This is a genomic window from Lelliottia sp. 489, assembly GCF_050435885.1.
Classification (GTDB): Bacteria; Pseudomonadota; Gammaproteobacteria; order Enterobacterales; family Enterobacteriaceae; genus Enterobacter; species Enterobacter nimipressuralis.
The window spans coordinates 425,592-439,780 of the sequence record NZ_JBNDLC010000001.1 but is presented as its reverse complement, the minus strand read 5'-3'; the positions used below and the strand labels follow the sequence as shown (position 1 = coordinate 439,780).

Sequence of the window (14,189 nt, the reverse complement as noted above, 5' to 3'; positions counted from 1 at the left end):
AGAGATAAATACGTGAAATATATTTAACAATTTGTTAATAATGTCAATTAAAGTAAACAAGACATTAAATATTGTAAGGATTACAATGAAAAAGTTGTTATTGTGTGGACTTGTGTTGGCTTCTACTTCATGTGCTGATTTCCCGAAAAACATTGGTGATCAGATGAAAGCGGTGAATGAGGCATTAACGCCTAAATCGACAAACTCGGTGCAAACAGCATCTGTGAATAAGGCTGGGGCTATTACCAATGACCAATGCAAGAATAGCATCGGGAAAACGAGAAATTATTTCGAGCAACTCATTGGTTTTAAGCTTAATGAGACTAACTCATCCGGCTACACTTCCTTCTCTGAGACTTACAACCTTAAAATATCCGACCGCAAAGATCGTTTTGGCGGTAACTTAGCTATTTGTATCATTTCCATCGACCCGCAAACCAATAAAGTCACGTCATTCTCAATGCCTACATAACCTGGTGTAGATATGTTGAATAACCGGGGCATTAAATACCCCGGTTATTACACAGAAGATCTTAAATGCACGGGAGACAGGTCACTTTCTCTGAAGTGAGGCGTGTTTATTTCCAGTGATGTTTAATACACGCTTCTGGCACAGAGCGACAAGCCATCTGAGTTTAAGAGCCGCTGCGAGCGAGGAGCGGCCTGTCAGTGCGGAACTGTCACCGGTACCTTCCAAAGCCTTTGTTTCCATCCCTGAATGATAATATCTTTTAAAATAAACCCTTCTGTCACCTTACTCCTGTTTATCAGGATAAATTACAAGGACTAAACTCATGCCCACCCCAAATATTCGAGCCACAATCGTAGGGGTTATTTTATTTATGTCAGCTTTAGTCTCAGCGTCCGCAAATCAGTCTATACCCATACCTTCAGAGCATCCGAACTCGCAGCGTATTTCTGTACAGACACAAGGCTCAGGACCGGATGTCATATTGATTCCGGGGCTGGCATCGTCTCGCGAAGTTTGGGCCGATTTAGCATCAACTTTACGTATGAATCACCGTATTCATCTTGTTGAACTTGCAGGTTTTGCAAGTACGCCTGCCATTTCCAATCCAGAGGGAAAGGTCATCGATCCGGCAGTTGACGCCATCGCTGATTACATTCAAACCCAGCACCTCGAAGCACCGGCGATCATTGGCCATTCGCTTGGGGGGGAGATTGCATTGATACTGGGGGCCCGTCATCCCGACCAGGTCGGTCGTTTGATGATCGTCGATGCCTTGCCTTTCTATACGTTGATGATTGACCCTGCTGCGACCACCGAAACTGCTGCCCGACAAGCCACAGCTATGCGGGATTGGCTACTGGTGCAATCGCCGGAACAAATCAAAGAGTTTCAGAAAACATCCATAACCCGCTTAGCTAAGACCAAGGCGGTGAGGCCAGCTTTGGTGACTGCGGGAATTAATTCTGATCGAAAAACTGTTGCGGATGCCGTGTATGAATTGATGACTACGGATCTGCGTCCAGAGCTCGCCCGCATCAAAGCGCCGATTGAGATCGTCTACGCGTATGACGCCTTATTCGGGGTGCCTGCGGCCAGAATGGATGCGATGTACCGTCAATCCTATGCTTCTGCTCCCGATGTTCATTTCACGCGGATCGATGACAGTTTTCACTTTGTCATGCTTGATCAGCCAGAGCGGTTTTCCAGCGCGGTAGAGTTATTCTTAAATCAATAAAGGATGCTTTTGCACATCAGGTTGACGTTGCAGGAGTATCTAAAGTCCGGCCAGCAGATCGAGCTGGCCTAAACATCAGTTCAGTAATCTAGATAATCTGACATAGCTGAGTCTTTGTAATGTCCGCTTCTGGCACACACCAGCCGTCCATTGAAAAACCGTCGCCTCGGAGGATTTGACGGTGTGATATCAGATTTAAATCTGCGCCATACCACCGTCAACAAACAGCTCTATGGCATTGATAAAACTGGCGGCATCAGACGCCAGAAACGCAACGGCTTTGCCGACTTCCGCTGGCTCACCAATCCGGCCCAACGGAACCTGCGCTGCCAGCGCATCAAACAGGCCCTGACGCTGATCCTCGGCAACCAGCCCCTCTAATCCAGGTGTTTTGACCGGTCCCGGACTCACGACATTCACCCGAATACCCCGCCCCTGCAAGTCCAGCGCCCATGAGCGAGCAAAGTTTCTCACTGCGGCTTTACTGGCGCTATACACGCTAAAGTTAGCCGTCCCTTTTACCGAAACGGTGGAAGCGGTGAGGATAATGGATGAACCGGCACCAAGCAGTGGCAGTGCTTTCTGGACGGTGAATAATACTCCGCGAACATTGGTCCCGAAAATCCGGTCATAATGTTCTTCCGTTATTTCACCCAGCGCCAGCATATCTCCACCACCGGCGTTAGCAAACAGAATGTCCAGACGCCCCGACTCTTCTGCAATTTGTGCGTAAACATTATCCAGATCGCTAAGACGGGAGATATCGGCCCGAATCCCCTTAGCCGACGGGCCGATCAACGCTATGGCCGCATCCAGTTCCTGCTGACGTCGTCCGGTGATGTAGACTTTTGCCCCCTGCGCCGCCAGTTCCTGCGCACTGGCAAGACCGATTCCTGTGCTGCCGCCCGTGACCAGGGCAATTTTGTCTGAAAGTGGTTTACTCATTATCCATATCCTCGGTTGTGGGTTCGAATGGGCCGTCATTCAGCCTGTGAACTCACTCTAGCCGCAGAGAAATTATTGATAAATTAGCAAAAGTAGAAAACACTCTTTCTACAGGTGAATAATCAACTCCATCACGGAGAAACAGAACGTGGATCAGTTAATGGCTATGCGTGCGTTTACGCGGGTGGTGGAAACGGGCAGTTTTACGCGGGCAGCGGATTCACTGAATCTGCCGAATGCCACATTAAGTAAGCTGGTTAAATCACTGGAGGCCCATCTCGGCGTGCGTCTTTTACATCGTACGACCCGGCGCGTCGTCGCAACACCAGAGGGTCAGGACTATTATGAAAAAGCCTCGCGGGTGCTCATTGACATTGAGGAGATAGACACGTCGTTTAGCGCCTTGCAGAGCAGACCTAAAGGGTATCTGCGTATTGATGTCGGTGGCTCTACCGCACGTGAAGTCCTGATCCCGGCGTTACCAGATTTTTTGCAGCGCTATCCGGAAATCAAAATCGATTTAGGCGTTTCCGACAGGCCGGTGGATCTTATTAGCGGAAATGTGGACTGTGTAATTCGCGGTGGCGCTCTCAATGACTCCTCGTTGATCGCCCGCCACATTGGTGATGCCCCAATGGTGACCTGCGCTACGCCGGGATACCTGAAAGCCGCTGGTGTACCTGCGTATCCGGAAGAATTAAGAAAAGGACATAAGCTGGTGAGCTATTTGTCTCCGCTCACGGGCAGAGCCTTTCCTTTTCGCTTTATCGTAGAAGGTGAAGAGCGGGAGATGAAGACGCAGCATCACATCGGGGTTAATGAAAGTAATGCGCATTTGGCTGCGGCCTTGGCGGGAATGGGAATCATCCAGACCTTTTGCTATGCGGCGAAAGATGAACTGAACAACGGCACACTGGTTGAGATCCTACAAGAATGGCGTCCCGCGAGTTATCCTTTTTATGTCGTCTATCCCCAGAACAGGCACATGACGCACCGGTTACGCGTGTTTATTGACTGGCTAACCGAGGTATTCCCAGCGGCACTACGCAGTTACCGGTAATCACACCTCTAACGATCCTGAAGGGCGCAAAAGTTTCACCGATTCATCTTCTCTTGAGCCCTTCTCTAATGCCTGCCCTTGGGGTGATCTGCGCTGAGCGAGGAGCAGACCTCGGCTTATTAAAACGAATGTCTGCGCTTCCACTCATTTACAACATCACCCAAAGTTTTTGGATCATCATTACGTATCCACATCATAAATTCACGATCGAATCGAAAATCTTCGCCACACTCCTTAATCATGAAACGACGAACGTTTTGTGTATTTTTGTAGTTTTTATCAATGCTAGTGGCACTGGTCAGTAATGAGCTATGCCAATCAATTTTCAATTTACTCACACCTATGATGAAGAGGTTGATTAGAAATTAGGATACTAACTAGCATCAAATTCCGAAATTTTGCAACGTCCGCTCCTGGCACAAAGCAGACTCCTATTTGGCTCACACTCTGCTCTGAGCAAAAATGGGTAGTTCGAACATGCTTCCGCATTGGACGATGCAGGCGGCTCGTCGCAGACATGTCAGGTTTTTTCTATTACGGAATAGGACCATTTCCCCTCGCCGGATCGCTTGTCAGCAAGTACGCATGTCTCCGTTCAGATCTGGTGCTCAGACGAGAGTGCCAACGCAGAGTAGTTCTTGTGTCATTCCCCCTGCCGCGCCGGGTAAATTTACGGCTCACTATAAAATCCGTCATCTACATTGCTAACGGATTTATAACGTTAAAAATCCGGAAGGGACAAAATTATCTACTATCCTTAGTTCGTGGAATGCATTCCCAGTCTGATTTTTAAGTTTTCGTTTTTTAAGGTTTTACAGCTTTCCCTTTTATCTATGGCATTACCAGGCTCCTCAAGAGCCTTAATGTTGAAGGTGATAATGTTTCCTGTTTTTTCAATCAGTTCCTGGTTCCGAACGCAAAGATTAATCAAAGGACAACAGCTATGACTCACATTCACGAACACGCCTCCGTTAACACGACGTATCCTGATACGCGCCTGCCCGTGCCCGCCGCGAGCAGTAGCGCCGTCTCATGGGGCGCCATCTTTGCCGGTGCCGCAGCCGCAGCATCCCTCTCTTTGATATTGCTGATTCTGGGCGCAGGCCTGGGGCTTACGTCCGTGTCACCATGGGAAAGCCGCGGGCTTGACGCGGGTACGGTGGGGATCGCTGCCATCGCCTGGCTGACGTTCACGCAAATTGTTGCGTCGGGTATGGGCGGCTATCTAGCCGGACGACTGCGCTCGAAGTGGGTCGATACCCACACCGATGAAGTTTACTTTCGCGACACTGCACACGGGTTTTTAGCCTGGGCTGTGGCAGCGCTGGTCTCCGCAGCACTGTTAACGAGCACGATGAGTGCCATCGTTGGCGGGGGCGCTAAAGTGGTGGGTACCGTTGCCGGAGGAGCTGCGGTGGCCACGGCGACGGGTGCAGCAAGTATGGCGAACGGATCGTCTGCTGTAGAGGGTTCATCAATGAACTATTTCGTTAACTCTCTGTTCAGGGCGAATAATCCTGCCACACCGGCAGCAAACGGCGCAGCCGATCCCGCCTCTCCTGCCGCAGCGCCTGCTCCTGCAGCGCCCTCTCAGCAACACGTTTCTCCTGCACAGTTAGGTGAAGTGACCGGCATATTTGCCAATAGCATAACCACCGGCGCTTTACCTCAGGAAGATCGTCAGTATGTCGCCCAGCTGATTGCTCAAAACACGGGTATCACTCAGCAAGAGGCTGAACAGCGGGTACAGAGCACCTATGACAAAGCACAAGCTAAATTAAAAGAAGCGAAGGAGAAAGCGCAGCAAGCTGCTGATACCGCACGCAAAACCACGAGCTATCTCATGCTGTGGACATTTATTTCTCTGCTGGCCGGTGCCTTTGTCGCCAGCCTGTGTGCGACCTTCGGTGGCCGTCAACGTGATTTATAATCTTTAATTAAGCGAGAGGTCTACAATGCGCTCATTATTATTGTTCTTCTTAGGTGTTCCTATTCCCATCATTATTCTGATTGCGCTGTTTTTCCATTAATGCGCTGGAGTAACAGACTGGCTGTTTAATCAGTAATATCAGAATAGTTTCCTGTAAAACATAAATGCCCGTAAGGGCATTTATGTTTTCGACTTTCCCTGATGCTTAGATTTTAAGTGCCGCAACAATGGCGGCCTCCATTTTCTCCGGGGTGGAGATAGGTGCAAAACGCTTAAGCGGCTTGCCGTCGCGCCCGATCAGGAACTTCGTGAAGTTCCACTTGATCCGCCCACCCAGCACGCCGGGCAAGGCTTCTTTAAGGTAACGAAACACCGGGTGCGCCGCGTCGCCGTTGACCTCTACTTTCTCGAACATCGGGAAACTCACCCCATAGTTGATACGGCAAGTCTGGGTAATTTCTTCAGCGCCGCCAGGCTCCTGCTTACCAAACTGGTTGCAGGGAAAACCAAGCACCACCAGCCCCTGGTCCGCGTACTTTTTGTAGAGCATTTCCAGGCCTGCGTACTGCGGCGTGAAGCCACAATGGCTGGCAGTATTTACCACCAGAACCAGCTTCCCCGCATAGTCGGCCATAGAGATTAGCTGGCCTTGCAGGCTGGTGGCATTAAGTTGATGAAAAGTCGTCATGCGAAAACCTCATTCACTCAATCCACGGTTCAGGAGCATCGCTTCAATCTTTGGATCGTGCCCGCGCCATTGACGATAAAGTTCAGCTAAATCGCTGCTGTTCCCACGCGACAAAATCGCTTCACGGAATTTCTGCCCGTTTTCACGCGTTAATCCGCCCTCCTCGACAAACCACTGATAGCCATCGTCTGCCAGCATTTGTGTCCACAGATAGGCGTAATAGCCCGCCGCATAACCGCCGCCAAAAATATGGGCAAAATAACTGCTGCGATAGCGCGGGGGTACGGCGGGCAGATCCAGCCCCTCTTTTTTCAGCGCGGCGGTTTCAAACGCCTCAACATCGCTGACCGTTTCCTGCGCCCCGATGCCGTGCCAGTTCATGTCCAGCAGCGCCGCGCTCAGCAGCTCGGTCATATCGTAGCCTTTGTTGAACTGCGTCGCGCTGAGCATTTTCTCGCGCAAAGCGTCCGGCATCGGCTCGCCGGTCTGATAGTGACGGGCATAGTTAGCAAACACCTGCGGATGGCTGGCCCAGTGTTCGTTAATTTGCGAAGGGAATTCCACAAAATCGCGCGGCGTGTTGGTGCCGGATAGCGTGGCAAAGCGCTGATCGGCAAACAGACCGTGCAGCGTGTGACCGAACTCGTGGAACAAGGTGATCACATCATCCCAGGAGAGCAGCGCCGCCTGGCCAGCGGCCGGTTTCTGGTAATTACAGACGTTGTAAATCACCGGGCGGGCGGAGAATTCATGGGATTGCTCAACGAAATTGCCCATCCACGCCCCGCCGCCTTTGGAATCACGTGCGAAGAAATCGCCGTAGAACAGCGCCATCCCTTCGCCGGTATGGTCGAAGATTTCCCACACGCGGACGTCCGGGTGATAGACAGGAATATCGAAACGTTCGACAAAACGAATGCCAAACAGCTGGCTGGCCGCCCAGAACACGCCATCGCGCAGGGCGTTATCAAGAGCGAAATAGGGTTTAATCTGCGATTCATCGAGGGCGTATTTTTCAAGGCGCACGCGCTCTGCGTAATAGGCCCAGTCCCAGGCCTGCACGCTGAAATGCCCCCGCTCACCATCGATCACTTTCTGGATATCCGCCTGCTCGCGTTCGGCGCGCTCTCGCGCGGCTGGGACGATCCCGCGCATAAATTTCAGCGCTGCGTCAGGCGTTTTCGCCATCTGATCGGCAATGCTCCAGCTGGCATAGCTGTCGAACCCTAGCAGTTGCGCGCGGCGCGCGCGCAACTGTGCCAGGCGCAGCACGATCTCACGGGTGTCGTTTTCATCGCCTTTTTGCGTGCGCGTCCAGCCCGCCCTGAACAGTTTTTCCCGCGTCTGACGGTCGTGGAGCGCCGCAAGCGCCGGTTGTTGGGTGGTGTTGAGCAACGGAATCAGCCAGCGGTCGGCCAGCCCTTTCTCCGCAGCGGCACGCGCGGCCGTCGCGATCTCCTCGGCGCTCAGCCCCTCAAGCAGGTGAACATCATCCACCACCAGCCCACCGGCTTTATCCGCCGCCAGAAGATGCTGATTAAACTGGCTGGTGAGGGACGCGGCCTCGGTATTCAGCGCTTTTAACTCGGCTTTTTGCTCGTCGGTTAGCTGCGCACCGGCCAAAATAAAGTGCTGATACGTCTCTTCCACCAGGCGACGGGACTCGGCATCCAGCGACGCGGCCCCTTCCCGCACCGCCGCGACGCGTGAAAATAGCGTGTTATCCAGCCAGATATCGTTAGCCAGTCCGGCCAGTTCGGTGGAAAAGGCTTCGTCCAGTTCCTGTAAAAAATCATTGGTATGCGCCGAGGTCATCGCGAAAAAGACGCTGCTGACGCGGGAAAGCATCGCGCCGCTTTTTTCCAGCGCCAGAATGGTGTTGGTGAAATCGGGTGCGGCGGTGTTAGCAATGATGGCATCAATATCTGCGCGCTTCTGGCGCATCGCCTCGTCAAATGCCGGGCGGTAGTGGCTGTCTTCGATTACGTCGAATCGAGGCGCCTGGTAAGGCAATACGCTGACTTCAAAAAACGGATTGGAAACCGACATCGTTGACTCCTGGGCACATAATTATCCTCCCAGAGTAGGACAGGCAGCAGTGAGCTGCAATCCCCATTAACGGCAGACTAATTGCTGCAAGATACTCTGTTTCCGGGATGATTAAGAAGCCCAGTAAGACCCGGTTTTGAATTCCAGGCGGTGTAAATGTATCGCTGTTATTTACTGATGACGTGACCTTTGTTGATGGAAAAGTCGGTCATTTAGCGATACAAAAGTTGCCTTAACGGTGTGCCGGATGCCGTGCTATGGTTGTACAACACAAAAAGCGTTGAGGAACAGTGAGATGATCGTATTAGTTACCGGGGCAACGGCGGGTTTTGGTGAAAGCATTACGCGTCGCTTCGTCGCCAATGGGCATAAAGTGATTGCAACAGGCCGTCGTCAGGAGCGTTTACAGGAGCTGAAAGATGAGCTTGGCGATAGCATTCTGACGGCGCAGCTAGACGTGCGTAATCGCGCCGCCATTGAAGAGATGCTTGCGAACCTGCCTGCCGAATGGCGTGCCATTGATATTCTGGTGAACAACGCCGGTCTGGCGCTGGGTCTGGAGCCTGCGCACAAAGCCAGCGTAGAAGACTGGGAAAACATGATCGACACCAACAATAAAGGTCTGGTGTATATGACCCGCGCGGTGCTGCCTGGCATGGTCGAGCGCAACCGTGGGCATGTGATCAACATCGGCTCTACCGCCGGGAGCTGGCCTTACGCGGGCGGCAACGTGTACGGCGCAACCAAAGCCTTTGTGCGTCAGTTCAGCCTGAACCTGCGCACCGACCTTCACGGTACGGCAATCCGCGTGACGGATATCGAGCCAGGTCTGGTGGGCGGCACGGAATTTTCCAACGTGCGTTTTAAAGGTGATGATGCGAAAGCCGGCAAAACCTATGAGAACACCGAAGCCCTGACGCCGGAAGATGTGACCGAAACCGTCTGGTGGGTCGCGACGTTGCCAAAACACGTAAATATCAATACCGTCGAAATGATGCCTGTTAGCCAGAGTTTTGCGGGTTTAAGCGTGCATCGCGGCTGATACTTCCCTGCCCGGCCTGCGGGTCGGGTATGGGATGCGCGGCAAAAGAATGGTAGTATTGAAGCGTTAACTCTCTGAGAAACCACATCCAATGGCCGCCGAATCGCAACTTAATCCTACCCAACCTGTTAATCAGCAAATCTACCGCATTTTGCGACGAGATATCGTCCATTGCCTGATTCCGCCTGGCACTCCGCTCTCTGAAAAAGAGGTATCGGTACGCTTTGACGTGTCCCGCCAGCCGGTTCGCGAAGCTTTTATTAAGCTTGCGGAAAACGGGTTGATTCAGATTCGCCCGCAGCGCGGCAGCTACGTCAATAAGATCTCCCTCTCGCAGGTGCGCAACGGCTGTTTCGTCCGTCAGGCGATTGAGTGCGCGGTTGTGCGTCGAGCGGCGTCGCTGGTCGACGAGCATCAGTGTTACCTTCTGGAACAAAACCTCCACCAGCAGCGCATTGCGATTGAACGCACGCAGATCAATGATTTTTTCCAGCTTGACGATGAGTTTCACCAGAAGCTGGCGCAAATTGCCGACTGTCAGCTGGCGTGGGATACCATTGAGAATATTAAAGCGACGATGGACCGCGTGCGCTATATGAGTCTCGATCACGTCTCCCCGCCGGAAATGCTGCTGCGTCAGCATCACGATATTTTTGCCGCACTGGAAAAACGCGACGGTGACGCCATCGTCAAAGCGATGACCGTGCATTTGCAGGAAATTGGCGAGTCGGTTCAGCTTATTCGCCAGGAAAACAGCGACTGGTTTACGGAAGATTAATGATAACCGCATCCCAGGTAAATTTAGGGATGCGGTTAAGGATTTAGCGTACCACTAATACCGGTATTTTGGCGTAGCGAATAACAGATTCCGCGTTCGAGCCAAGCAGATGGCTGGATAAACCGGGCGTCTTAGAGCCGATAACAATCACCTCATAATCGTCTTTATTGCTCATACTGATGATCTCATCGCGAACATTGCCAAAACGTACTTCGGTGTGAATATTCTCCGGCGCGATATCAAACAAGCGTTTTAATTCATTCATCTTTTTCTCTGACTCGCTGACCATATAAGCCTCGAATTTTTTGATGTCAGAGTTAAAGCCGCGCAGCAGCGAGCGGCTGCTGATGGGCAAGATGTTCAGCAGCGTGATGGTGGCGTTATCCGCCTTCGCCAGGAACTCGGCGTGGCGTACTGCTTTATCGCTCAGATTCATTTCAAATACGTCCACAGGCATCAATATTTTCTTGTACATAAGCCCTTCCTTATCCAAATAAAAATAATTACTTATCTGTCTTCAGAGTGACATGCCTATTTGAAACGAAGGCTAAACCGTTCACGGAGGGAACTATCAATAAACGAAAACAATTGTCCGTTTTGTCAATTTGCGTCTGAGCGGGGCCATGCGGATAAAATGCTGACAAAAAAGTGTGACCTTGATCAAAAACAAAAAAATGTTGCCGCAAGAGGCGTATTTATATTCTCCCGTCAGCGGCTGGAACTGTAATCGCCGTGATGTGTTGAGAAGAGGAGAAATAACCATGATGACTTACGACCGCAACCGCAACGCTATTACCACTGGCAGCCGTGTAATGATTAACGGCACTGGCCATATTGGGGTTATCCGCGCAATTCACGCCGAGGGGCTGGATGCGACCCAGGTACGCCGCAACAAAACGGTAGAAGTGGAAGGTTGTGAAGGCAAGTTCGAACCGATTGAACTGATTCGTCTGGGAATGCACTAACAGGTGCAATGACATGCCGCCGCACGCGGCGGCATGAGTTGAGATTATTTCTGAGAGACAGTCTGCGCCACGGTTGCTTTCGCCCCCTGCTCCAGCAACATTTTATATGCGTGCATTACCGCATCCACAAAACGTGCTTCAAGCGGCAGTTCATTGCCGAAAATCGCCTCAATTCCCAGCAGCGCCTTCACGCGGCTTTCGCCTTCGGCACTGCCCTTCACCGCAGCCTGAATCGTTGTCAGCAAAGGATCGCAGACTTCAATCGCGTTTCCGCTTTCATCCACACCACCGACATAACGCATCCAGCCTGCCACGCCCAGCGCCAGCAGCGGGAAGCTCTGCTGATGCGCCAGATGCCAGCGTACGGAATCGAGCATACGCTGCGGTAACTTCTGACTGCCGTCCATCGCGATTTGCCAGGTACGGTGACGCAGCGCCGGGTTACTGTAGCGCGCAATCAGCAGGTCAGCGTAGCGCGCCAGGTCGACCCCTTTTACCTTCAGAGTCGGTGCCTGTTCGTTGAGCATCAACGCATGGGCTGCACGGCGATAGTTTTCGTCTTCCATACAGTCGTTGATGTGCTGGTAGCCCGCCAGATAGCCGAGATAGGCAAGGAAAGAGTGGCTGCCGTTAAGCATACGCAGTTTCATCTCTTCGAACGGAATCACATCAGACACCAGCTCTGCGCCTGCTTTTTCCCACTCAGGACGCCCGGCGACAAAGTTGTCTTCAATTACCCACTGGCGGAAAGGTTCACAGGCCACGCCTGCCGGATCGCGAACGCCGGTAATCTGTTCGATTTTATCCAGCGTCTCTGCCGTCACGGCCGGAACAATGCGATCGACCATCGTCGATGGGAACGTTACATTTGCTTCAATCCAGTCTGCCAACTCAGCGTTAACAGCACGCGCATACGCACAGGTGACGTTACGCATCACATGGCCGTTTTCCGGCATATTGTCGCAGGACATCACGCTGAACGCCGGTAAACCCGCAGCTTTGCGGCGTGCCAGCGCTTCGACCACCACGCCCGGCGCGGATTTTGGCTGCTGCGGGTTTTGCAGATCGGCGGCAATCAGCGGGTGATCGAGCATCAGTTGCCCGGTCGCAGGCGCGTGGCAGTAGCCTTTTTCGGTGATAGTGAGTGAAACAATCGCCACCTGCGGCTCGCACATGGCAGCCAGCACGGTTTCCAGACTATCTACCTGCGCGTGAAGCGCGTTTTTCACCACGCCGACGACGCGAGCGGTCCAGGCATCGGCGGACATTTCCGCCACGGTGTAGAGATTATCCTGGGCTTTGAGATCGGCAATCTGCTGTTCGCCGCCAATCAGGTTGACTTCGGTGTAGCCCCAGTCGCTATGGTGCTCAGCCGCCAGGATATCGGTGTAAACGGCCTGATGGGCGCGGTGAAACGCACCGAAACCCAGGTGCACGATACGTGGTACCAGTATGTTACGGTCATAAGCAGGAAGTGTCGCTTTGGCATTCAACAATTTATTATTCATGAGAAGGCTCATTTAGGTGAGAGGTCGTCGAATCTGAGGATGTAGACCATCTCACGCAATTGGTATGACATCTTTGATTTTCATCAACTACCATACAAGAAGAGAAGAAAAGGCGGGATCACGCTCCCGCCCCATCAGATTACTGATTCACCGTATGCCCGAGAGGCACTGCCGAACCCGATTTTTCAGCGGCATCTTCCGCGAGGCTCAGATCGCGGTCGCGCACTTCCGGCATCAGGAAAGCAGACACCAGGCCAATCAGGGAGTAGACCACCATCATCGCCACAATCGGCCACCATGAGCCGGTCATGTTGCAGAAAATCCCCGCCAGCACCGGGCCAAAACCGACCGCCACCAGACCACCGGCCTCTTTTGAAATCGCCATCCGTGTGAAACGGTTACGCGAGCCAAACATCTCCGCCATGGTGATGTTTTCCAGCGCAAACAGCCCCAGCACCGCAAAGTTATGGATGATGATGATCGACAGCATGATCACCCCTGGGCTGTAGCTTTTATCGACGATAATCGACAGCATCGGGTAGGCCAGAATAATGGCGGAAATATTGAGCAGAATGTACGGCAGACGACGCCCGACCTTATCGGAGAGCCAGCCCAGCAGCGGGATCGTGATAAACCCGAGAATGGAGCTGATCATCAGCGCGTCGGTCGGAATGCTTTTATTGAACAGCAGCGTCTGCACCAGATAGCCCGCGAGGAACGTCTGAATCAGACCGGAGTTCCCCGCCTGACCAAAGCGCAGGCCGGTTGCCAGCCAAAAGGATTTGCTTTTGAACATCGCACCCAGAGAGGTCTCTTCTGCCGTCACCACTGGGCTGCTCTCATCGTTGACCTTCTCAAACACCGGGCTTTCTTTGAGGTTCATTCGCAGCCAGATGGCGAAGATCATCACCACAACGCTGGCGAGGAAAGGTACGCGCCAGCCCCAGGCGACCAGCTCTTCACGGTCAAGGGCGAAGAACATTACCGCCCATATCGCCGTGGCGCTTAAGGTCCCGCAGTTGGTCCCCATTGCGACCAGCGATGAGATAATCCCGCGTTTCCCTTTCGGCGCGTATTCCGCAAGCATTGTTCCCGCGCCCGAAATTTCCGCCCCGGCACCCAGCCCCTGGATAATACGCAGTGTCACCAGCAGAACCGGTGCAAAAATCCCGATCTGCGCGTAGGTTGGCAGAACGCCAATCAGCGTGGTACAGATCCCCATCATGGTGATGGTGATAAACAGCACCTTTTTACGCCCGATCCGGTCGCCCATTTTGCCGAAGATAAACGCCCCGACGATGCGCGCGATATAGCCCGCGCCGTAGGTCCCCATCGCCAGAATCAACGCCATCGCAGCGGACTGCTCCGGGAAGAATATTTCATGAAAGACCAGCGCCGCACCCAGCGAATAGAGCTGGAAATCCATGAATTCCAGCGCGGTGCCAAGCCAGCCGGACACCGCCGCTTTCACCAGATCCGACGTCGTTCTTTGAGGTTGTGTCTGAGTCATAATGGCTA

14 protein-coding genes are annotated in these 14,189 nt (G+C 52.6%); 7 read left to right on the top strand and 7 right to left on the bottom strand.

The features are described 5' to 3' along the window. Positions 1-85: 85 nt before the first annotated feature. Together ABIE11_RS02265 and ABIE11_RS02260 are read left to right on the top strand one after the other, a co-directional pair. Entirely contained in the window at positions 86-472 is a 387-nt protein-coding gene (locus ABIE11_RS02265; RefSeq protein ID WP_429183815.1) for a hypothetical protein, read from the top strand. Positions 473-794: 322 nt separating this feature from the next. Continuing rightward, positions 795-1,706, top strand: coding sequence for an alpha/beta fold hydrolase (locus tag ABIE11_RS02260; protein ID WP_429183813.1), 912 nt, complete (start codon positions 795-797; stop codon positions 1,704-1,706). Positions 1,707-1,901: 195 nt separating this feature from the next. On the opposite strand, the gene ABIE11_RS02255 is transcribed toward ABIE11_RS02260, so the two are convergent. Further along, positions 1,902-2,651 (bottom strand): SDR family NAD(P)-dependent oxidoreductase, encoded by a 750-nt coding sequence (locus tag ABIE11_RS02255; RefSeq protein WP_429183811.1) that lies wholly within the window; start codon positions 2,649-2,651, stop codon positions 1,902-1,904. A gap of 148 nt (positions 2,652-2,799) precedes the next feature. On the opposite strand from ABIE11_RS02255, the gene ABIE11_RS02250 reads away from it, so the two are divergent. After that, positions 2,800-3,711, top strand: a complete 912-nt coding sequence (locus ABIE11_RS02250) for a LysR family transcriptional regulator (protein WP_429183809.1) — start codon at positions 2,800-2,802, stop codon at positions 3,709-3,711. 119 nt (positions 3,712-3,830) lie between these two features. Here the strand turns inward: ABIE11_RS02250 and ABIE11_RS02245 are convergent, their stop codons facing one another. Then, complete coding sequence (locus ABIE11_RS02245) at positions 3,831-4,040, bottom strand: DUF6434 domain-containing protein (protein WP_013575635.1); 210 nt, start codon at positions 4,038-4,040, stop codon at positions 3,831-3,833. A gap of 614 nt (positions 4,041-4,654) precedes the next feature. Between ABIE11_RS02245 and ABIE11_RS02240 the strand changes: the two genes are divergently transcribed. Continuing rightward, positions 4,655-5,641, top strand: coding sequence for a hypothetical protein (locus ABIE11_RS02240; protein WP_312069101.1), 987 nt, complete (start codon positions 4,655-4,657; stop codon positions 5,639-5,641). A 205-nt stretch (positions 5,642-5,846) separates the two neighbouring features. Here ABIE11_RS02240 and ABIE11_RS02235 read toward each other — a convergent pair whose 3' ends face one another. Together ABIE11_RS02235 and dcp are read right to left on the bottom strand one after the other, a co-directional pair. Further along, a complete protein-coding gene (locus ABIE11_RS02235; protein ID WP_194512537.1) occupies positions 5,847-6,329 on the bottom strand; it encodes a glutathione peroxidase in 483 nt (160 codons plus the stop codon). 9 nt (positions 6,330-6,338) lie between these two features. Then, entirely contained in the window at positions 6,339-8,378 is a 2,040-nt protein-coding gene (gene dcp / locus ABIE11_RS02230; RefSeq protein WP_429183806.1) for a peptidyl-dipeptidase Dcp, read from the bottom strand. A gap of 295 nt (positions 8,379-8,673) precedes the next feature. On the opposite strand from dcp, the gene ydfG reads away from it, so the two are divergent. Both ydfG and ABIE11_RS02220 read left to right on the top strand, forming a co-directional pair. Next, on the top strand, positions 8,674-9,420 hold the full coding sequence (ydfG, locus tag ABIE11_RS02225) for a bifunctional NADP-dependent 3-hydroxy acid dehydrogenase/3-hydroxypropionate dehydrogenase YdfG (RefSeq protein WP_102103648.1): 747 nt from the start codon (positions 8,674-8,676) through the stop codon (positions 9,418-9,420). Between the two features lie 91 nt (positions 9,421-9,511). Continuing rightward, a complete protein-coding gene (locus ABIE11_RS02220; RefSeq protein ID WP_100780265.1) occupies positions 9,512-10,198 on the top strand; it encodes a GntR family transcriptional regulator in 687 nt (228 codons plus the stop codon). A 43-nt stretch (positions 10,199-10,241) separates the two neighbouring features. On the opposite strand, the gene ABIE11_RS02215 is transcribed toward ABIE11_RS02220, so the two are convergent. Further along, complete coding sequence (locus ABIE11_RS02215; RefSeq protein ID WP_100780266.1) at positions 10,242-10,673, bottom strand: universal stress protein; 432 nt, start codon at positions 10,671-10,673, stop codon at positions 10,242-10,244. A gap of 286 nt (positions 10,674-10,959) precedes the next feature. On the opposite strand from ABIE11_RS02215, the gene ydfZ reads away from it, so the two are divergent. Beyond that, on the top strand, positions 10,960-11,163 hold the full coding sequence (gene ydfZ, locus ABIE11_RS02210) for a putative selenium delivery protein YdfZ (protein WP_100780267.1): 204 nt from the start codon (positions 10,960-10,962) through the stop codon (positions 11,161-11,163). 44 nt (positions 11,164-11,207) lie between these two features. On the opposite strand, the gene ABIE11_RS02205 is transcribed toward ydfZ, so the two are convergent. Both ABIE11_RS02205 and ABIE11_RS02200 read right to left on the bottom strand, forming a co-directional pair. Next, entirely contained in the window at positions 11,208-12,671 is a 1,464-nt protein-coding gene (locus ABIE11_RS02205; protein WP_429183803.1) for a mannitol dehydrogenase family protein, read from the bottom strand. A gap of 139 nt (positions 12,672-12,810) precedes the next feature. Beyond that, positions 12,811-14,181 carry an MFS transporter gene (locus ABIE11_RS02200; RefSeq protein WP_123428061.1) on the bottom strand — a complete coding sequence of 457 codons (1,371 nt, stop codon included), beginning with the start codon at positions 14,179-14,181 and terminating at the stop codon, positions 12,811-12,813. Between the last annotated feature and the right edge of the window lie 8 nt (positions 14,182-14,189).